The following is a 19,448-nucleotide window of genomic DNA, read 5'->3' on the forward strand; positions in this document are numbered from 1 at the left end:
TACTGGTCTTACTAAAGTATGAAGGCATGAACAGACTACTGCGCGGCGCACGATGGCTCATGGGTACCCAATGGCCGGTCTACGCCGCCTTAGTCCTTGGCGCAAACCTCATCGGCGCCATCGCGATCATGACCTTTGTCCTTTATTTCCTGCCGATGCCGGAGATTAAGGACTTTGCCGCCGAGCTGCCCAGCCTGATGGGCGTCGCCGCGGTGTACCTCATCTTTGCCGTGGTCATCGGCATCGCCGTCACCCTGCTGCTTTTCCGCCCAGTGCTGGACTGGCAGCGCAACCCGGACGAGCACGATCCGAATATGGTGCGCAACTTAGTGCTGCGCATCCCCGTCTACCAATCCGTGGTGGCGGCCGCGGTGTGGCTCATCGGCATCATCCTGGCCGTGGTGATTTCCGGGCAGGAATCCGGCCGCCTGGGGCTGGTCGTTGGCGTATCTGCCACCCTGGCCGGCCTCGTGGTGATCATCTTGACCTACCTGCAGGCAGAGCGCCTCGTACGCCCGGTGGCCGCCCAGGCGGTGGCACGGCGCTTTGAGGATTCCACCCTAGAGCCGCCCATCAAGTACCGCCTCATTTCAACCTGGCTGATGACCTCCGGCGTGCCGCTGCTGGGCATCTTGCTCGTGCTCATCGCCCAGCGCACCGGGCTCTTCTCCGGCACCGCAGGAGACCTGGTTCCCGCCATCACGGCCCTGGCCCTTACCGCTCTGGCCACCGGGTTTATCGGTACTAGCTTCGCGGTGATGAGCGTAGTGGACCCGATCGTGGAGCTGCAGGACGCCATTAACCGGGTGCGCCGCGGCGAGAACAATGCCGAGGTCGATATCTATGACGGGTCCGAGCTGGGCGTACTGCAGGCCGGTTTCAACGAGATGATGCGCGGCCTGCGCGAGCGCAATCGCGTGCGCGATATCTTCGGCCGCTACGTCGGCGCCGAGGTGGCGCAGCGCGCCCTAGAGGAGCGCCCTGAGTTGGGAGGCGAGGACCGCAAAGTCGCTGTGCTCTTCATTGACGTCATCGGTTCTACTACCTTCGCCGTCAACCACTCCCCCGAGGAGGTAGTAGAGGAGCTCAATAAGTTCTTCGAGCACGTCGTCGAGGTGGTGCACCGCAATAAAGGCATCATTAACAAGTTCCAGGGCGATGCCGCCCTCGCCGTTTTTGGCGCGCCGCTCAATGTTTATGATTCCGCCTCCATGGCGCTGCAGGCCGCCCGCGAGCTGCGCGGCGAGTTGCGCGGGCTGGAGCTGCAAGCGGGCATCGGCGTGGCGGCGGGGCACGTCGTCGCCGGGCACATCGGCGGCGCGGACCGCTTCGAATACACCGTCATTGGTGACGCCGTGAACGAGGCCGCGCGCCTAACCGAGCTGGCCAAGGACACCCCGGGCCAGGTGCTCACCAATGCCGCCACGCTCAAGACCGCCAATGAGGCCGAGCAGGCCCGCTGGACTATGATGAAATCCATTGAGCTGCGCGGTCGTCACCGCATGACCCAGCTGGCTCGCCCTATCCGCGCTACCCTGGCAGAACGTTCCGAGGTATAACGAGGTTTTTCAGTGAGCTCAGCTCCCCGGCCCCGCATGATCGTGCCCGATGTGGCGCGCGGCATGGCCCTTCTAGGCATCGCCATGGCCAATATGACCACGGCATGGATCATCACCACCGACCGGCCGGGCAGCTATTTCGGCGGCATCATTGATGGCAGCGCGTGGGATAAGGCGGCCGTCGTCTTCAGCGCCTTCTTTGTCCACAACCGCGGCCTTCCCATGTTTTCTACCCTGCTCGGCTTTGGCGTGGGGCTCATTGCCCTGAGCCTGTGGCGGCGCGGGTTTCCGGTGCGGGCGGCGCGCTGGGTCATCGCCAAGCGCTATGCCTTCTTGGCGCTCATGGGCGCGGTGCACATGGTGCTGCTGTTTTGGGGCGACATTATGTTTTTCTACGGCGTGGCCGGGATCGTCATTGCATTCCTGCTGCGCAAGCGGGATTCTACCCTGATGCTCATTGCCTATATTCTTTTTGCGCTGTGCGCACTTGGCGGGGTTGTGGCCTTCATTTCCGGTGCTATGGATCCCCTCGGCGTGGTAGCCACGGAGGGCATTGGCACCATCGAGTCCTACCCCGATCTGCTGCTCAGCCAGCTTATTACTTTAGGCAGCCAGGCCTTGGCCACGCCGATCATTTTGCTGATGTACCTGCCCGTGATGCTGGTGGGCTTTGTGTGGGCGCGCCAGGGCGTGCTTGCCGACGTCCCCTCTCACCGTCCCACCCTCCTGCGCTGGGTCGCCATTGCGGTGGCCATTACCGTCGTAATCGGTAGCTTGTGGTCTTTGAGCACGCTGGGGGTCATCGGGCAGCGCTGGGCTAATGCGGCCAATAATGCCAACGCTTTCATCGGCGTCTTTACCGGGCCTGGCATCCTGGCCGGGCTCGCGCTGCTGCTGCAGCCGGTGCAGGAGCGGCTTTCAGCCGGCGCGCCGCTGCCCGCAGTGCTGTGGCCCTTTGCGGCGCTGGGCAAGCGCTCCATGAGCGGCTACGTAGGGCAGTCCATTCTCTTTTTCTTCCTCGTGCACCCATTCACGCTGAACTTCGGCCACGATCTGGGCGCCTTCGGCCAGGCCGCGCTGGCCTTCGCGGTGTGGCTGGTCACGCTTATCGGGGCCTGCGTGCTGGAAGTCTTCGACCTCCGCGGGCCGTTCGAGGCGGTGCACCGCCGGCTGTCCTACGGTCCGACGATGCAGCCGCAGCTACCGCGTGCGGCACAGGCCATCGAGAAGCAGCAGGTGGCCAACAACTAGGGCGCCCGCCTCGGCCGCGCCCACTAGGCGCGCCTCCTGCTTCCGCTTACCGCGATAGTGCTGCGCGAGCGCCGCGCGCAGGGCCGTCAGCCCCTCGGCCGCAACGAGCAGATTGGCGCCGTGGCTGATGCCCTTGCCGGCGTCAGTGCGCAGCGCCGGATCTCCCGCCACTGCCGAGGTCGTGAGTACCGCCGCGCCGCCCACCGCCACGGCTGCGGCAGTCGGCTGCTTGCGAGTCGCGGCAACGCCCGCGCCCCATACGGCCGCGCGCAGGCCCCACCCCAGAGCATCATTGCGCGCGCCGCGGCGATATAGGCTCCACGCATAGGCGGCATGGCTCGCCGTTACGGCCGCCACGCCGAGCACCGAAGAACGGGTCAGGGTGCGGGCCTTTTCCACCTGGCCAATAGCTCCGGCTACCACTCCGGCGCCAACGGCGGGCTCTTCGCGTACCGAGGCCAAAAGCTGCGGCCGCGTTTTGATGGTGACGGCGCGCCGCAGGGCCGCGGCGCCTTCTTGGGTGCGGGCAAGAAAATCGTTCATGCCCGCCACCTTACGCGGTTACTTCTTGCGCGAGCCGGCCTTTACCACGTTCTTCGTGCCGGGCGAAGGCTTCTTAGTTGCCTTCTTGCCAGCCTTCTTCGTGGACTTTTTGGTTGCCTTCTTCTTCGTCGTCTTCTTAGAGGACTTCTTGGTGGACTTCTTCTTGGTCTCGCCGGAAGCTTCCTTGGCGCGGCGCTCGGAAAGGAGCTCGTTCGCGCGGGCGTCGGTAAGCTGCTCCGGGTCATCGCCGCGGCGCAGGGAGGCATTGGTGGTGCCGTCGGTGACGTACGGACCGAAACGGCCGTCCTTCACGGTCATCGGCTTGCCGGAGACGTCATTATCGCCCAGCTGCTTGATCGGCGGCTGAGCGGCGGCGCGGCCGCGACGCTTCGGCTCAGCATAGATGCGGCGGGCCTCATCCAAGGTGATGGTGAAAATCTGCTCTTCCTTGGCCAAGGAGCGCGAATCCGTACCCTTCTTCAGGTACGGGCCGTAGCGGCCATTTTGCGCAGTGATCATCACGCCGTCGTCCTCGCCCACCTCGCGCGGCAGGGAAAGCAGCTTGAGGGCCTCCTCCAAGGTCACGGTGGAGGGTTCCATGGAGCTAAACAGCGAAGCCGTACCCGGCTTGAGCTTGTTCTCGATGTACTCCTTGACGCGCTTTTCCTTCTGTTTTGCGGCCGTCTTGGTTTCCCAATTCTTGGCGCGCTTGCCTTCTTTGGCGCGTTGCTTGTCTTCCTCGGCGCGCTCCTTGGCGACGACTTCCTCGGCCTCCCCCTCGGCCTTCTCCCGCTCATCCTCGCGGACGACTTCGGTGACATACGGGCCGAAGCGACCCTCCTTGGCCACGATCATGCGGCCGTTTTCCGGGTTCTCGCCCAGCTCGCGGCCGCCCTGCGGGGTGGCGAAAAGCTTTTCCGCCAGCTCCTCGTTGAGGCCATCCGGGGTGACGGTTTCAGACAGGTTAGCGCGCTGATACTCGATGCTGCCGTCGTCGTTAGTGCCAACGGCGCGCTCGATATACGGGCCGTAGCGGCCCACGCGGACGAAGACGTCGCGACCTTCGGCGTCGGTATAAAGCAGTAGCGAGTTAACCTTGCGCGCGTCGATGGCTTCCAGGTTGACGTCGATAAGCGACTTCAAGCCGCCGTGACGGGCAATGGAGGCCGCCTTCTGCTCGTTGGCCTCGGCGTTGCCGAAGTAAAAGCCGTTTAGCCAGGCGGTGCCATCCTCGATACCGGTGGCAATCTGGTCTAGCTCGTCTTCCATGGAAGAAGTGAAGTCATAGTCCACCAGCTCGGTGAAGTTCTCCTCCAACAGGCCCACGACGGCGAAGGCAACCCAGGAAGGCACCAGCGCATTGCCGCGCGAGACCACATAACCGCGGTCCTGGATGGTCTTGATGATGGACGCGTAGGTAGACGGGCGGCCGATGCCCAAGTCCTCCATCTTCTTGACCAGGCTGGCCTCAGTATAGCGCGCCGGCGGGTTGGTGGAGTGGCCCTCGGCGGTAACCTCCTTGGCGGTCAGGGCGCGGCCCTCCTCCAAGTGCGGCAGGCGGGTCTCGCCCTTCTTGTCACCCTTGGTGTCGTCCGCGCCGTAGGCCTTCAAGAAGCCGGGGAAGGTAATGGTGCGACCGGTGGCGGAAAATTCCACGTCGTAGCTGCCCTTATCGGTGGCGGCGGTGCCGGCTACGGTGACCTTCATGGAGGTTCCCTTGGCATCGGCCATCTGGGAGGCGACGGTGCGCTTCCAAATCAGGTCATAGAGCTTAAACTCCTCCGCATCCAACTGGCCAGAGAGCTGGCCCGGGGTGGCGAAGGACTCGCCGGCCGGGCGGATGGCCTCGTGGGCCTCCTGGGAATTTTTCACCTTGCGGTCATATACGCGCGGGGAATCAGCGACGTATTCTGCACCATAGATGCTGGTAGCGGAATTGCGCGCAGCCGACAGGCCCTGCTTAGAGAGCGAGGTGGAGTCCGTACGCATATAAGTAATGTGGCCGTTTTCGTACAGGCGCTGCGCAATGCGCATGGTGCGCTCAGAAGTAAAGTGCAGGCGGCGGCCGGCCTCCTGCTGCAGCGTCGACGTCATAAACGGCGCATAGGGCTTGCGCGTATAGGGCTTGTGTTCGACCCCAGCGACTTCCATGCCCGCGCCTTGGAGCGCAGACTCCAAGGCCTTGGCCTGTGGCTCGGTGATGACGATGACGTCTTTGCTCTTGACGTTTCCGCGGTCATCAAAGTCGCGGCCCAAGGCCACGCGCTTGCTATCGACGGCGGTAAGGCGGGCGTCGAAAGTAGCGGGGTTGTCCGCGTCCGCAGCGCCGGTATCTAGCGTGGCGGCCAGATCCCAGTAGTCCGCGGGGATGAACGCCATGCGCTCGCGCTCACGCTCGACGATGACGCGGGTGGCCACCGACTGCACGCGGCCGGCAGAAAGCCGCGGCATAACCTTCTTCCACAGCACCGGGGAGACCTCATAGCCGTAGAGGCGGTCGAGGATGCGGCGGGTTTCTTGGGCGTCGATAAGGTTGTAATCCAGATCGCGGGTATTGTCCGCGGCCTCCAGGATCGCGGACTTGGTGATCTCGTTAAAGACCATGCGGCGCACCGGAACCTTGGGCTTTAAGACCTCAAGCAGGTGCCAGGCGATGGCCTCGCCCTCACGGTCGGGGTCTGTTGCGAGGTAGAGCTGATCGCACTGCTTCAACTTGGACTTGAGGTCCGCGACCTTCTTCTTTTTATCGGGGCTCACCACATACAGCGGTGCGAAGTCATCTTCCGGGTTCACGCCGAGGCGCGCCCAGGATTCCTTCTTATACTTAGCCGGCACGTCCGCAGCGCCGCGGGGAAGATCGCGGATATGGCCCACGGAGGCCTCCACGATGTAGTTATCTCCGAGGTAAGGCTGAATCTTCTTCGCCTTCGTCGCCGACTCGACGATCACCAAGGTCTTTCCCGGCCCGGCTGCTTCTGCCACTTCGACTTCATCCCTTTCGATGATGCGAACAATAAGGTATGCACGCTTTCAGCAATCGCCCCTAGCGTACACAGTTGATCTGCATTTCCTGTCTCGCACCATATACGCGGTACTGCCAAAAGGCCGTTTTCAGGGGCACTATGTACCCCCACAGAACGGGTCTATACTGGCCTACTTAGAACGCCCAGTAGCTGTGAAAGCATTGTGGGGCACAATAGCACACCCAAGACGACGCCCGCGGAGGATTCATGGTTGACACCATCACTATGTGGATCGAAACCGTCATGTCCACAGAGTGGATCTACCCGCTGGTCGGCATGCTGATCTTTGGTGACTGCTTCTTCCCCGTCCTGCCTTCTGAAATCCCGCTCAATATGGCCGGCGCTTGGTCCGGCTCCCAGGGCTTTCCGCACCTGCCCACCATGTTTTTCGTGGCGCTGATTGCCGCAATGATGGGCGATAATCTCTGTTTCCTACTAGGCACACGGTTTATGCCCCTACTCCAGCGCGTGCCTAAAGGTTCAAAGGCCTACGAGGGGCTCAACTGGGTCAAGCGCAATATGCGTCGCGGCGGCGGTGCGGCCATTATTATTGCCCGCTTCATTCCTTCAGCGCGCCTGTTTATGACCATCCTGCTGGGATCGATGCGCTTCCCGTGGATCGTCTTTGTCTTCTTCGACACCATCGGCGTCGCGCTCTGGGCAGCCCAAGCGCTCGCCATCGGCTACTTGGGCGGCATGGCCTTTTCCAATTCGCCCGTGCTGGCTGTGGTGGTCAGCATCATCGCCGCGGTCATCATCGGCGTGGGCCTGCAGAAACTGCAGAATAAGTTCACCGAATGGTGGGATACCCGCCGCGGCTACGCAGAAACGCCGTAGCGAGGGAACTGGCCGCCTAGATTACGGACACGGACTGGGCCTGTTCGCCCTTCGGTCCGGAGCCTACCTCGAAGGTGACCTGCTGGTTTTCTTCCAGAGTACGGAAGCCACTGCCCTGAATCTCGGAGTAGTGGACGAAGATATCGCCTTCGCCGTCCGCGCGCTCGATGAAGCCGTAGCCCTTTTCAGAGTTAAACCACTTAACGGTTCCTTGTGCCATGGTGTGCAGTCCTTTTCTTGATTAGCGGTGCGGCGATTCCGCGCCGAGGGGTTCGGTAAATGCGTCCTTTAGCAGTACCTTAAAGTGTAAACACCGCACCAAGACATCATTGGCCTCATATCAGTGTGACACGTTCCACGCCAAAGCGATAGGCCTAACCCACGAGGGGGTAGAAATTGGCTCACCCGGAAACGGATAATCCCCTGGGGGAAGAGCTGCTCGAGTTCATCCAGCGCCGCCTCGATGAGTCCACTCTCACATTTCACACCACCCTGCCGCCGCAGCGTGCGCAGTATGCTGAGTGGCCCGAATGGGTGCTGCCGGAGTTGAAGGAGAAGCTGGTAGAAGGGGGCGTCGGCAAGCTGTATAGCCACCAAGCGGAGCTGGCGCAGGCGGCCTGGGCCGGCGAGGATGCGGTGATTTCTACCGGTACGTCCTCGGGAAAGTCCCTGGGCTACCAGCTGCCCATTTTGAACCGACTGGCGCAGGAGCCGACCGCCTGCGCGCTGTATCTCACCCCCACCAAGGCGCTGGGATCGGACCAGCTGCAGGCGGTGCTCGAGCTGTGCCGGGGAATTCCGGCGCTCAAGGGCGTGGTGCCCTCGCCCTATGACGGCGATACGCCGCAGGAATCCCGCGCGGGCGTGCGCGATCATTCGCGGTTCATTTTCTCCAACCCGGATATGGTGCATATGTCGCTGCTGGCGGCGCATGCCCGGTGGGCGCGGCTGCTGCGGCACCTGGAGTTCATCGTCATCGATGAATGCCATTCCTACCGGGGCGTATTTGGCGCGAACGTGGCGCTGGTGCTGCGGCGCCTGCTGCGCTTGTGCGCGCACTATGGCTCGCGGCCGACGGTAATTTATGCCTCGGCCACTATGAAGGACCCGGGCCGGCATGCGCAGCGCCTTACCGGCCGGCCCGCCCGCGCGATTACGGAGGACACCGCCCCCACCGGCGCGCGCACCGTGGCGCTATGGGAACCGGGTTTTATCGAGGGGGCCGAGGGTGAGCACGGGGCGCCGGTGCGCCGCGCCGCCACCACCGAGGCGGCCGAGATGATGGCCTCCTTCATCGCCGAGGGCGCGCGCACCATGACCTTTGTGCGTTCGCGCCGCTCGGCCGAGGTGGTGGCCATGCGCGCGGCCGAGGTGCTCTCCGGTAGCCTCGGCCGGCCCGATTTTGCCCAGCGCATTGCCGCCTACCGCGCCGGTTACTTGGCCGAGGACCGCCGCAAGTTGGAGCGCGCGCTTGACGATGCCTCCTTGCTCGGCGTCGCCACCACCTCCGCCCTCGAGCTGGGTATCGATGTCGGTGGGCTCGATGCCGTGGTCACGGCGGGCTTCCCGGGGACCGTCGCGAGCTTTTGGCAGCAGGCCGGGCGCGCCGGCCGCCGCGGGCAAGGCTCGCTCGTAGTACTCATTGCCCGCGATGAGCCGATGGATACCTACCTGGTCCACCACCCTGAGGCCCTGCTGGGCCGACCGGTGGAGGCCAGCGTTTTCAACCCGGCCAATCCGTATATCCTCTTCGGCCACGTCTATTGCGCCGCGGTGGAAAAACCGCTGAATGATGCCACGATTGCCGCTTGGGGCGCGCAGGACGTGGTTCACCAGCTGGCCGAATCTGGCCTGCTGCGCCGCCGCGAGCGCGGCTGGTTCGCCGTGCCCATCCCTGCTCATTCACCGGAGGAACTCTCGCCCGAAACGGCCCATACCGCGGTTTCGCTGCGCGGCGGGGCGGGCGAGGAAGTCATGATCGTAGATTCCTCCGACGGCCGCCTGCTCGGCACCATCGATGCCGCGCGCGCTACCAGCCAGGTCCACCCCGGCGCGGTGTACCTGCACCAGGGCGAAAGTTTTGTCATCGAGGAGCTCATCCTCAGCGATTACCTGGCGCTGGCCCGCCCCGAGGCCCCGGACTATTCCACGACTCCGCGCTCCACCACGGATATCCGCATCCTGCGCGAGGCCGATAACCTGGTCAATTACTCCCCAGGACTGTGGGTGGCGGACGTGGAGGTTGAGGTCACCGACCGCGTCACCGGTTATCAGGTGCGGCTTGCCGACGGCACCATTGGCGACGATATCCCCCTCGATCTCCCCGAACAGCGCCTGGTCACCCGGGCGGTGGCCTATACCATCGATCCAATGGCGCTTGCCGCGATGGGGGTTACCGCCGCCGATACTCCCGGCACCTTGCACGCGGCTGAGCACGCCGCGATCGGCCTGCTACCGCTTATCGCCACCTGCGACCGCTGGGATATCGGCGGTGTGTCCACCGCGCTGCACCCCGATACGCAGCTGCCCACCGTCTTTGTCTACGACGGCCACCCCGGCGGCGCCGGTTTTGCCGAGGAGGGCTTTCGCCGCTTCCCCGAATGGATCGCGGCCACCTTCGAGGCGGTGCGCTCCTGCCCTTGTGAATCCGGGTGCCCGTCGTGCGTGCAATCACCGAAGTGTGGAAACGGAAATAACCCGCTGAGCAAAGATGGTGCCATCAAACTACTGGGTGCGCTGGTCACCATGACGCAGGGCTAGGCGCACTACTGCTTCCTGCCAGCTCATACCGGCCCGGCCTTCGCTTGAGTGGAGCGGCCACGGACCGTGGCGGTGACGATGACGTCGCGGCCGGACTCGGTGCAGGTTTCTAAGGTGGCGTCGTTGAGCGCGGCGGTATCGCGCGCGGCGGCACAAGCATCTTCACCCGTAGCGAGGGCCCCGGCACCGGCAACCGCCGCGAGGTCGGCCGCCACCTGGGCCTCGTGTCGCGCGGCCACGCGCGAGCCCACTGCCGCCACGATAAGCAGCAGACTCACGATGGCGACGATGATGCCGGCTGCGGCAATGGTGGCATAGCCTTCTTCGCCGCAGCGCTTCGGCTTACTCATTTCCGCCCACCTCGGCTGGAAATACCGCCTCGGAGCGCATGGTGCCGATGGGGGCATCAACGCTTACCGACGCCCTCACCAACCCACCGCTTTCTTCCACGCTGACCTGGGCATCCTCGCGCGGGGGATGGTATTCGACGCCGATGGCGTGCGAACGCGCGGCCGCGCCCGCCATGTCCACCGCGGCGATATAGGATGCCAGCGTGGCAATGGCACCCACGATTCCCGCCGCAACCAAGACCAGGGAGCTTAAAGCCAAGGCGGCCTCGATGGTCACGGAGCCATCGTCATCAAATACCCTGTGCATCATTCCTCCTTTCTGCCGGCGGGTTGGGCCCGCCGGCCGTGGTTAGAGAGCGGCGCTAGCTCGGGGTATTCGAGAGGGCGTCGGTAATGATGCCCTCGATGGCATCGACCACCCCGCCGCCGTTGATGACCATGTAGAGCACCCCGGCAAGCGCGGCGGCCGCCAGAGAACCCATGGCATATTCAATGGTGCTCATGCCCTCGTCATTGCGGATGAGCTGGGAATATTTCTGAAGTGCGTGCATGATTAGTGTCCTTTCACGTGAGGTTTAGAGAAGTTGCGCGCCCAGGCTGATTACTACGGGCGCAAGGCCTAGAACGATGAATGCTGGCAGGAAGCACACCGCCAGCGGGAGGGCGATAAATACTCCTGCGCGCTCCGCCTGCGCTGTGGCGTGGGCGGATGCTTCCGCGCGCAAAGAAGTACAGATTCGGTGGCATCCGGCCGCGATGGTGGCGCCGGATTGGCCCGACATGATGACAAGCTGCGCTAAGTCCTCCAGCCCCGCATGGCCCTTCATGTGACCCCACGCGGACTGCGCGGGAACACCCACTCCGAGTAGCGCGGCGACGGTCTCCCACAGCTCCTTAGTCTGGGCATCCGCGGTGCGGGCCACCGCGGTGGTGGCGCCGTGCGCGGAGAGCCCTGCGGCCAGGCACGCTGCGAAAAGTTCGACGTCGCCAGCTACTGCCAGTGGATCCAGCGGTGCGGCGGGCTTGAGCTTGCTCATCAGTCCCCCGCGCGCGGTCGGGCCATCGCGCGGGGTCTTGGCGGTGGTCTTGGTTGCGCTGGCAGGTGCCAAGCGGGCGGTGTGCGGCGGCAGGCCAACGAGGGTGGCGAGGGCGATAAAGATGAGCGGGGTCATGCGGCCGCCTTCCGGATAATGACGCGCGACCAGGCGAACCCGCCGCAGGCCAGCGCCACGCCCACCACGAGGAGAATGCCGCCTAATCCGCCGCCTAAAAGGAAGCCGAGCGAGTTGGCGCCCATGGCCCCTCCCATGGCGATGCCGGCTATGGGCAGGCACGCGAGCACCGTGGCGGTTGCTTGGGGGCCTTGCAGACTAGCGGAGGTGGATTGCTGGTGGCGTCGGGAAGCGTCGAGGCGGCTTTGCGCTTGGTCGAGCAAGCTGGCCACCGCAATGCCGTGGTAGGTGGAAAGCTCTAATAGGTGGCCTAAGCGGTGAAGCTCTGGCAGGGCCTTGCCGCCTTGCGCATCTATCAGCGCCATGTGCGGCGGCGCACCGCGCGCGGCGAGGGTGGCCGTGGATTCTAGTGCTGCGGATACCTCGCGCGGGGTGGTGGCTGGAAGGGACTCGACGCCGCGGGCGAGCGCGCCAGCCAGGGTCGCCCCCGCACGCAGGTCCGCGGTGACCACGCCCAGGTAAGCAGCCAGCCCCTCGCGGCCGCGCCGCTCTGCCCGCGCAGCCACTAAGTCTTTGACGTACCAGGACACGCACCACGCGATAATGGCGGCAGCGATGGCGATGCTAATGCGTCCCACCGAGTAGAAGACCAGGCTGCCGCAAAAGACTGCGCCTAGGATCACCACGGAGCTGGTCTGTGCCCGGCGCGGGGCGGAGGCCAAGCGACCGGCACTCGAGGGCGCGGGTATAAGCAGCGCAGCAGCAAGGATGAGGTAGCTAAGCATGGCTGACCTCCCCGGCATGCTCTCCCAGCAGCTGCGCGGAGAATTCCGCGAAGCCTTCTGCCGGGCCATCTTCGGCGCTCCAGATGATGCGCGGAGTCACTGGGTTTCCCTCGAGCAGGCCGATATGGGCGAGGCGGCGGCCCTGTGGGGTGCGCTCCATGGTCAACACCATGTGCACAGCCGCCGCCAGTTGCGAGTGCAGCGCCGCGCGGTCCAAGCCGCCGAGGGCGGCGAGAGCCTCCATGCGGGCTGGTACTTCAAAGAGAGAATTGGCGTGCAGCGTGCCGGCGCCGCCGTCGTGGCCGGTGTTGAGCGCGGCGAGGAGATCCACCACCTCGCGGCCGCGGATTTCGCCCACCACGATGCGGTCCGGCCGCATGCGCAGCGCTTGGCGCAGCAGTTGTGACATCGTGACCTCGCCGCTTCCCTCCGCGTTGGCCCGGCGCGAGACCACACTGACGCAGTGCGGGTGGTGTGGGGAGAGCTCAGCGGTGTCCTCGATAACGAGGATGCGTTCACGCTCGGAGACGGTTCCCAAAAGCGCGGAGAGCAGGGTGGTTTTGCCGGAACCAGTGCCGCCTATGACTAGGAAGGAAATCCGCTTGTCTACCACGGCGCGCAACAGTGCCGCGATGTCTTCTGGCAGCGTGCCATTGTCTACAAGCTGGGGCAGGGTTGTCTGCGCTTGGCGCAATACGCGCAGGCTCAGGCAAGTCCCGGCCACTGCGGGTGGGCTCAGCAGTGCGTGGACGCGCAACACGACACCATCGGGGCGAGTGACGCGGCCATCGGCAAAGGGCTGCGCATCATCGAGGCGCGTGCCTGAAGCTGCCGCAAGTCGGCTGGCCAGCTGGCGGACCTCGGCATCATCGCGGAAGGTGATATCGGTGCGCTCGAGGCCTTCGCCGCGGTCCATGAATACCGCGTCTGGCCCGTTGACTACGACGTCTGTGACGCCCTCGCGCCCCAGCACCGCATCGAGAGGCCCCATCCCGGTGGCGTCTTGGCGCAGGCGGCGCAGCAAGTCAAGCACTGCAACGTCACTAATCACGCCGGCTTCTGCGCGAATGCGCCGGGCCAGGGCTGCAGCATCCTGGACCAAGTTAGGCTCAGCGGCAATGATGCGCTGCATCTTTTCCAGCGTTTCTTGTGCTGCTTTATGCTCGCTCATGCGCCGACCTCCTCGAGGACCACGCGGGCGGCCTTACGCAAGGGTGCGGGGAGGCGCTGCGGTAGGCCGCCGATTTCTACCGTGCGGGTGAGGCCCCGGAGCGTTGGCAATTCTGCCAGCACCGTGCTGTGGACGATGCGTTCTACTTCCGCCGCGCTTAACGACGCCCACTGGCGTTGCCGCAGCACCACCACGCACCTGCGCCGCGCGGCATCGAGACGCACCAGAAGCTGCGCGGCCGACGCGGCCGAGCGCACCTCCGCGGCCACCACGATGACCACGTGGGTACAGGCATCTGGGATGGTCTCCGGGGTGCAATCCACCACGCATACTCCCTCGCCCGCATGGGCCGCACCTACCACCCGCGCGAGCAGATCCTTTTCTAGGCGGAAGGGATCCGCGACGGTGCTGCGCGCGGCGGAGAGCACCGCTACCCCATCAGGCGTGGATGGCAGCGCGCGGTAGAGATCAGCGGCATCGATGCTGCCATCGCCCACGGTAAGCTCCGGCCAGCGCGCCCCCGGTTCCGCTTCTACGCCGAGCAGGAGGTCGAGGCCGCCGGAGCATGGGTGGGCGTCAACAAGCAGGGCGCGACCGTCGACTGCGCTCTGGGTGCGGGCCAACGCGGCCGCAAAGGTAGAAGCGCCTACCCCACCGCTCGCGCCAACCACAGCGATGGTCGCACTGCCCCGCCGCGCTTCCTGCGGCGCGCCCGCCGCGGCAATGCTCGCCAGCAGCTCCTTAACCTGGGCGGGGATGATAAAGGCGCTCTCTGCGTGGCAGGCGAGCGCCGCCTCGTAATCAATCGGTCCGGGGTCCGCGGCCAAGAAAAGCACCGGCGCAGGCGCGGTGTGGGTGCGCCGCGCTGCTGCCACCACGCGGGCCATCAAGGAATCAACCAGCACCGCATAGGCGCCGGGCAGGCTGCGTGGGATATCGCGGGGATCGGTGACGGTCAACACATCGTGGCTGGTCGCAGCCGCGGCGTGAACGGCCTCGGCGCGCAGCGCTTCGTCACCAATGGCGACGACGATGACGGCGGAATCAGGGTGTAGTGCGTTCATGCCTCATAGCCTGAAGCATTCGCGCAACCGCAGCGAGGCTTTGGCGGCAGTGCTGTGGATAACCCGCCGGAAGTCACCATGTGGACCTAGTTTGGTTGTCGTTTCAACCAAAAATCTGTGGATAACCCGCTCCGCACGGCGGTAGATATAGGTGACGGCCCGCGCATCGGGGGGGTGTGCGCGCGGGCCGTCAGTAACCCGGCCTCGGGGGGTGAGCCGGGGCAGGCCGCACGGTATATCGGGGCCTTGCACGGATTATTATGACATGTTCGCCACCCAATCACAACAGCTAACAGCAGATTTCCACGGTCATGACGCTGACCTGCACCGAATGCATGTTCACTCAGTACCGCCCCCACGCGGGTTCCTAATCCCACATCAGTGGCATACAAATCACCGTTAACGTCAGCCACTTCTACATCATCATGCGCTTAGGGCAGCTACACTCGGCAGCACATCATGACTACTTCCCGCGAGCCCCGTCATCCCCGCCGCACCGCCACCACCCGCGCCGGCGGCGACCCCGCACGCACCGCGGCGTTTTTCGATCTGGATAAGACCATCATCGCCACCTCCTCGGCCTATGCGTTTGGCCGCGAATTCCTCCACAACGGGCTCATCTCGCCGGCCGAAGCACTGCAGCTATCACTTGCTAAGGCCAGCTATATGTTCTCCGGCCTGACCAGCGAAGGCATGGATTCCACCCGCGACCAGCTCACCGCAATGGTCACGGGCTGGTCCGTGGACGAGGTGCGCGCCATCGCCCGCGAGACCATGCACCACGTGGTCACGCCCTCCATTTATACCGAGGCCCGCGAACTCATCCGCGCCCACCGCGCTGCTGGCCACCACGTGGTCATCGTCTCTGCCTCCGCGGCCGTGCTGGTGGACATCATCGCAGAGGAACTCGGCGTCGAGCACGTCATCGCCACCGAATTGGCAGAGGAAAACGGCCGTTTTACCGGGGAGGTGCTCTTCTATTGCAAGGGCCCCAATAAAGCGGCGGCCCTAGAGCAGACCGCAGCGGCAGAAAACCTCGACCTTAATGCCAGCTACGCCTACTCGGATTCCGCTACGGATATCCCGATGCTGGAAAAGGTAGGCCACCCCGTCGCCGTCAACCCAGACAAGCAACTAAAACGCCACGCCCTCGACCACGAGTGGAATATCCACTCCTTTAAGGACCCGGTGCCGCTCCTTCCTGCTCCGACTGCCAAGGAAATTGGCATCGGCGCCTCCGTTCTAGCAGGTACAGCAGCAGTTATTGGCGCCGGACTGTGGCTAACGCAGCATCCGGGCCGCCCTAGCCCGCCCAAGCGGGGCTCACGGCGTACCTCTTAGGCCGCGCGGGCAATCGCGTCGGCTTCTTTACCACCGGCGGTCCAGGCGGCGAGGTGGGTTAAGAGGGCGTCGACAAGCGCGGTGCGATAATTGCCCACCGCGGCGGCATAGTCGGCGCGGTGGCGGGTGTAGTAGACCTCGGGCACGGCGAAACCGCGCGGGTCAAAGCCCGTATGCACCGCGGCGAGGCGGGAGGCAACGCGGGCGACGAGGCCGCTGCGCGGGCCAAAGAACTCGCCGGCGGCAATCTCGGCATGGACAACACTCGGCAGCAGGAGATCGAAGGCGGGACCGCCACCCTGCGCGATGAGCCGGCCCAGCCTTTGCAAGCGCGCACTCTCGCCGGCCGGAATGCCGGTACCGCCGGCCGCGACGTCGATGCGCGCCAGTACCTGCAGCGGTGCTCGGGCAAAGGAGCGCACCGTGGCATCTAAGAGTTCCGGGGCGGCCACGGAATAGGCGCTGACAGCGCTGGCCAGCGGCCCTTCTTTCATATCTTCCGGTCCCGGATGTGGGGGGATGGCGTGGCCGTCCAGCGCCACGCTGGCTCGGGCGCCGCGCATGAGGGACTCCGCAGAGATAACCTCAAACTTGCGCAATCCTGCAGGTCGGCGGTGTGCGCGGGCGATGGCAGCGGCGGCCTTTTCTGCACTTTCTTTCACCCCCGGCAGGCGAAACAGCGGGGATAACGCGTCATTTTCTGACATATCCATTAGGATAGCCGTGGAAGTCCCTAAGTATGCGTGGCACCATGGGATAATAGTGATTCCATTATTATTGGGGACATTACAAGGTTTAGATAAACGCGAGGAGAATTAATCGTGAGCAACGACGGACTTTTTACCGACGGTACTGATCAATTTGCACCGAAGGTGAACTCGATCCCTTTGAGTGACGTGGATACGTCCTCGTCTGAGACCTCGGTAGGCCAGCTGGTCTCCAACGCTACCGAGCAGATGTCCCAGCTCGTGCGCTCCGAGGTGGAGCTAGCCAAAACCGAGCTGGCAGAGTCCGCTAAGAAGGGCGGCGTCGGTGCAGGCCTCTTCGGCGGCGCAGGCACCATCGCACTGTATAGCTCCTTCTTCTTTTTCTTCTTCCTGGCCGAGCTTCTCGCCGTCTGGCTGGACCGCTGGGCAGCTTTCCTGATCGTCTTCCTGATCATGATCGTCCTCGCTGGCATCCTGGCCTTCGTTGGCCTGAAGAATGTCAAGCAGGTCAAGGCCCCGCAGAAGACCATTGACTCCACCAAGGAGCTCAAGAACCTGGTTCCGGGCAAGGCGCAGAAGTCCCTGGACCGTAAGAACACCCACGGCCTCTACACCTAAACCGGCAGGCGCCACGCGTACGTGCACCCCTCTATCCGCCCTAGCTAGCCTGGGGCGGATTTTGTGTACTTCCTCCCCTTTTCTCTACCGTTTCTGCCCCAAATATAGAAAGGCGGCACCATGGCCTTCGCACCCCTGCCTCCCTCAACGGTGGAGCTGGATGGACCTTATGCGCATGAGTTCGTCCATACCCGCGGCATCCGCTTGCACGTCGCCACGGCGGGCGATAGCACGCAGCCACTCGTGGTGCTTATCCACGGCGCTTTTGGCGGGTGGTTCGATTATCAGGACGTCATTGCGCCGCTTGCGCAGCGCGGATTCCATGTCGCGGCCGTGGACATGCGGGGGTTTGGCATGTCCGATAAGCCGCCCATTGATGCGGGGCAGGATATCCGCACCTTGGTGGGCGATATTAGCGGTCTCATTCAGTCCTTGGGCCATGACGACGCCTTTGTGGTGGGTGCCGATACGGGCGGCGCGGTGGCCTGGTGCTTGGCTGCTGAGCGCCCCGAGCGGGTGCGCGGCTTGGTTTCCATTTCCGCCGCGCACCCGGTGGATCTGCGCCGCGCGATTGCCGCCCGGCCGTGGGATTTCGGGTGGATTAACCTGCGCTCACTGCTATGCCGCCTGCCCCGCGTCACCCGCGCCCACAACCTACTGCTTAGCCCGCGTGCCTACCGCAAGGAGCTGGAGCTGGATACGGGGCCTTCGCTTGCCGACGCCACCCTAGACCGCATCCTCGATCTCCGCCTGCGCGCCTCCCGCATCAGCAGCGTCCGCCGCGGAATCTTGTGGAACCACCGCATGCGCACCGCCGTGGTCCCCTTGAACTGGGTGGAACTAGCAGTAGAACGACCCGTGCTCTTCATCCACGCCCAGCAGCGACTGTGGAACCCCGTGGTCCGCCGCGCCGCTCTGCGCGCCCGCCGCGGATTTACCGCCACGACCGTCCCCGGCGCGAAGAACCTTCCGTACCTGGAAGCACCAGCGGATTTCGTTGCCACGCTGGCGGCGTGGCTACAAGAACATAGCTAGTGCGCCACGCACTCACCGGTATCTACCGGGTGGGTAAGCTGCGTGATGTCTCCGATCTGGGCATTGACCTCATCAGCGGTTAAGGCATAGCCCGTCTCGGAATCATCCACCGAGGCACCGAAGACCACGCCGAGAACCTCGCCGGCCGTGTTGACTAGCGGCCCGCCGGAATTTCCTTGTTGAACCTTGCCGCGCACGGTGTAGGAATCGCGCTCCACATTCCCATGCGAATAGATATCCGGGCCGGAAATGGTGATGCGATCGCGCACGCGCGCCATCTCGGCGTCGAAAGGCCCGGAGTGCGGGAAGCCCATGACCATGGCATCATCGCCCGTTTGGGCCGGGGTCTGGGCCCACGGCAGCGGATCGATGCCTAGGTCGCGCGAGTGCAGCACCGCCACATCCACATCCGGGTTGTAGTAGACCACGGTCGCGTCCTTAAGCCCCAGCTTTGTATCAAGGCGCACGGTCTGTGTGCCGGCTACTACGTGGGCATTGGTGATCACGTAGTCATCGGCCGCCACGAAGCCGGAACCCATGAGGCGGCGGGAGCACTCTTCGGCGTCGCCAAGCACGTGAATGATGGAGGGCCGCATGCGGCGTACCAGCTCCGGATCCTGCACGTCTGGGTCCGGCTCTTCTACTTCCTCGGTGCTCATCGAGTTTTGCCACGGCGAGACTAGCGGCGGCAGGCCGGACTCATTGAGCATCGCCGCCACGCCATTGGGCAGCGCCGCTACCCGCGCTGGCGCGGCCGAATTAAGGTTGCCCAAGATGCGGGAATCGCGCAGGCCCTCACCAGCTGCACCGCCTAGGTTGGTGGCCACGGGGATAGAAATGAGCCACATAACTACCAAGGCGGCAAAGGCCTGGAAAATCGCGCCCACGGCGGAATCGAGGCGCTGCGTCTTGCGCGCCTTCATGCGATCGCGCACGCTGCTGCCCAACGAGGATCCGATGAGCTGCCCGATGCCCACAAAAAGCACCAGGACTCCCACCAATAGCAGCAAGCGCAACGATGGCTGATCCACCAGGCGCAAAGCGGCCGGGGCCACGGCAATGCCTAGCACTACCCCAGCGCCCACACCAATGGAGGCCAATACCGCCGCGAGGGCGCCATTGCGCCACCCGCTCAGGAGCGCTATGAGGACGGCGACCACAATCAGGCCGTCAACGATGAGCGCAGGGGTCATGGCTATGGGTTCTTTCTATCTGGGGTTTAAGACGTATAC

The 19,448-nt window shown here is 64.2% G+C and carries 19 protein-coding genes; 7 read left to right on the forward strand and 12 right to left on the reverse strand.

Going from position 1 to position 19,448, the window contains the following annotated elements:
• Positions 1-26: 26 nt before the first annotated feature.
• Together BKN05_RS01875 and BKN05_RS01880 are read left to right on the forward strand one after the other, a co-directional pair.
• Positions 27-1,559 (forward strand): adenylate/guanylate cyclase domain-containing protein, encoded by a 1,533-nt coding sequence (locus BKN05_RS01875; RefSeq protein WP_286687806.1) that lies wholly within the window; start codon positions 27-29, stop codon positions 1,557-1,559.
• Positions 1,560-1,571: 12 nt separating this feature from the next.
• Positions 1,572-2,810, forward strand: coding sequence for a DUF418 domain-containing protein (locus BKN05_RS01880; RefSeq protein WP_286687807.1), 1,239 nt, complete (start codon positions 1,572-1,574; stop codon positions 2,808-2,810).
• On the opposite strand, the gene BKN05_RS01885 is transcribed toward BKN05_RS01880, so the two are convergent.
• Positions 2,760-3,353, reverse strand: coding sequence for a hypothetical protein (locus BKN05_RS01885; protein WP_286687808.1), 594 nt, complete (start codon positions 3,351-3,353; stop codon positions 2,760-2,762). The two genes, BKN05_RS01880 and BKN05_RS01885, sit on opposite strands and share 51 nt — an antisense overlap.
• 18 nt (positions 3,354-3,371) lie before the next feature.
• Positions 3,372-6,335: a type I DNA topoisomerase gene (gene topA, locus BKN05_RS01890; RefSeq protein WP_286687809.1), complete on the reverse strand. Its 2,964-nt coding sequence runs from the start codon at positions 6,333-6,335 to the stop codon at positions 3,372-3,374.
• A 248-nt stretch (positions 6,336-6,583) separates the two neighbouring features.
• On the opposite strand from topA, the gene BKN05_RS01895 reads away from it, so the two are divergent.
• Positions 6,584-7,213, forward strand: a complete 630-nt coding sequence (locus BKN05_RS01895) for a DedA family protein (RefSeq protein ID WP_286687810.1) — start codon at positions 6,584-6,586, stop codon at positions 7,211-7,213.
• A gap of 16 nt (positions 7,214-7,229) precedes the next feature.
• On the opposite strand, the gene BKN05_RS01900 is transcribed toward BKN05_RS01895, so the two are convergent.
• Complete coding sequence (locus tag BKN05_RS01900) at positions 7,230-7,433, reverse strand: cold-shock protein (RefSeq protein ID WP_005323097.1); 204 nt, start codon at positions 7,431-7,433, stop codon at positions 7,230-7,232.
• A 176-nt stretch (positions 7,434-7,609) separates the two neighbouring features.
• On the opposite strand from BKN05_RS01900, the gene BKN05_RS01905 reads away from it, so the two are divergent.
• Positions 7,610-9,973, forward strand: coding sequence for a Zn-binding domain-containing protein (locus BKN05_RS01905; RefSeq protein WP_286687811.1), 2,364 nt, complete (start codon positions 7,610-7,612; stop codon positions 9,971-9,973).
• A gap of 23 nt (positions 9,974-9,996) precedes the next feature.
• Here the strand turns inward: BKN05_RS01905 and BKN05_RS01910 are convergent, their stop codons facing one another.
• From BKN05_RS01910 to ssd, 7 genes are read right to left on the reverse strand one after another with little or no spacing between them, the layout of a single operon-like run.
• Positions 9,997-10,323 carry an Rv3654c family TadE-like protein gene (locus BKN05_RS01910; RefSeq protein ID WP_286687812.1) on the reverse strand — a complete coding sequence of 109 codons (327 nt, stop codon included), beginning with the start codon at positions 10,321-10,323 and terminating at the stop codon, positions 9,997-9,999.
• Positions 10,316-10,630, reverse strand: a complete 315-nt coding sequence (locus BKN05_RS01915) for a hypothetical protein (RefSeq protein ID WP_080970367.1) — start codon at positions 10,628-10,630, stop codon at positions 10,316-10,318. The genes BKN05_RS01910 and BKN05_RS01915 overlap by 8 nt, the downstream gene beginning before the upstream one ends.
• 55 nt (positions 10,631-10,685) lie before the next feature.
• A complete protein-coding gene (locus BKN05_RS01920; RefSeq protein WP_198492408.1) occupies positions 10,686-10,874 on the reverse strand; it encodes a DUF4244 domain-containing protein in 189 nt (62 codons plus the stop codon).
• 24 nt (positions 10,875-10,898) lie between these two features.
• Positions 10,899-11,495: a type II secretion system F family protein gene (locus BKN05_RS01925; RefSeq protein WP_286687813.1), complete on the reverse strand. Its 597-nt coding sequence runs from the start codon at positions 11,493-11,495 to the stop codon at positions 10,899-10,901.
• A complete protein-coding gene (locus tag BKN05_RS01930) occupies positions 11,492-12,280 on the reverse strand; it encodes a type II secretion protein F (protein WP_286687814.1) in 789 nt (262 codons plus the stop codon). Before BKN05_RS01930 ends, BKN05_RS01925 begins: the two co-directional genes overlap by 4 nt.
• A complete protein-coding gene (locus tag BKN05_RS01935) occupies positions 12,273-13,451 on the reverse strand; it encodes a TadA family conjugal transfer-associated ATPase (protein WP_225746071.1) in 1,179 nt (392 codons plus the stop codon). The genes BKN05_RS01930 and BKN05_RS01935 overlap by 8 nt, the downstream gene beginning before the upstream one ends.
• The gene (ssd, locus tag BKN05_RS01940; RefSeq protein WP_286687815.1) at positions 13,448-14,515 is read right to left on the reverse strand and encodes a septum site-determining protein Ssd; all 1,068 of its coding nucleotides are present in this window, start codon (positions 14,513-14,515) and stop codon (positions 13,448-13,450) included. Before ssd ends, BKN05_RS01935 begins: the two co-directional genes overlap by 4 nt.
• Before the next feature lie 459 nt (positions 14,516-14,974).
• Here ssd and BKN05_RS01945 point away from each other — a divergent pair, with 459 nt between their 5' ends.
• Positions 14,975-15,856 (forward strand): HAD family hydrolase, encoded by an 882-nt coding sequence (locus BKN05_RS01945; RefSeq protein WP_286687816.1) that lies wholly within the window; start codon positions 14,975-14,977, stop codon positions 15,854-15,856.
• Here the strand turns inward: BKN05_RS01945 and BKN05_RS01950 are convergent.
• Positions 15,853-16,569, reverse strand: coding sequence for an oxidoreductase (locus tag BKN05_RS01950; protein ID WP_198492403.1), 717 nt, complete (start codon positions 16,567-16,569; stop codon positions 15,853-15,855). The genes BKN05_RS01945 and BKN05_RS01950 overlap by 4 nt on opposite strands.
• Before the next feature lie 108 nt (positions 16,570-16,677).
• Between BKN05_RS01950 and BKN05_RS01955 the strand changes: the two genes are divergently transcribed.
• Together BKN05_RS01955 and BKN05_RS01960 are read left to right on the forward strand one after the other, a co-directional pair.
• On the forward strand, positions 16,678-17,181 hold the full coding sequence (locus BKN05_RS01955) for a phage holin family protein (protein ID WP_049377304.1): 504 nt from the start codon (positions 16,678-16,680) through the stop codon (positions 17,179-17,181).
• Positions 17,182-17,301: 120 nt separating this feature from the next.
• On the forward strand, positions 17,302-18,216 hold the full coding sequence (locus BKN05_RS01960) for an alpha/beta fold hydrolase (RefSeq protein ID WP_286687817.1): 915 nt from the start codon (positions 17,302-17,304) through the stop codon (positions 18,214-18,216).
• Here the strand turns inward: BKN05_RS01960 and BKN05_RS01965 are convergent.
• The gene (locus BKN05_RS01965) at positions 18,213-19,409 is read right to left on the reverse strand and encodes a MarP family serine protease (protein ID WP_198492401.1); all 1,197 of its coding nucleotides are present in this window, start codon (positions 19,407-19,409) and stop codon (positions 18,213-18,215) included. The genes BKN05_RS01960 and BKN05_RS01965 overlap by 4 nt on opposite strands.
• Positions 19,410-19,448 lie beyond the last annotated feature (39 nt).

The sequence above is a fragment of the Corynebacterium sp. S5S1 genome (genome assembly GCF_001913985.1).
GTDB lineage: Bacteria > Actinomycetota > Actinomycetes > Mycobacteriales > Mycobacteriaceae > Corynebacterium > Corynebacterium marquesiae.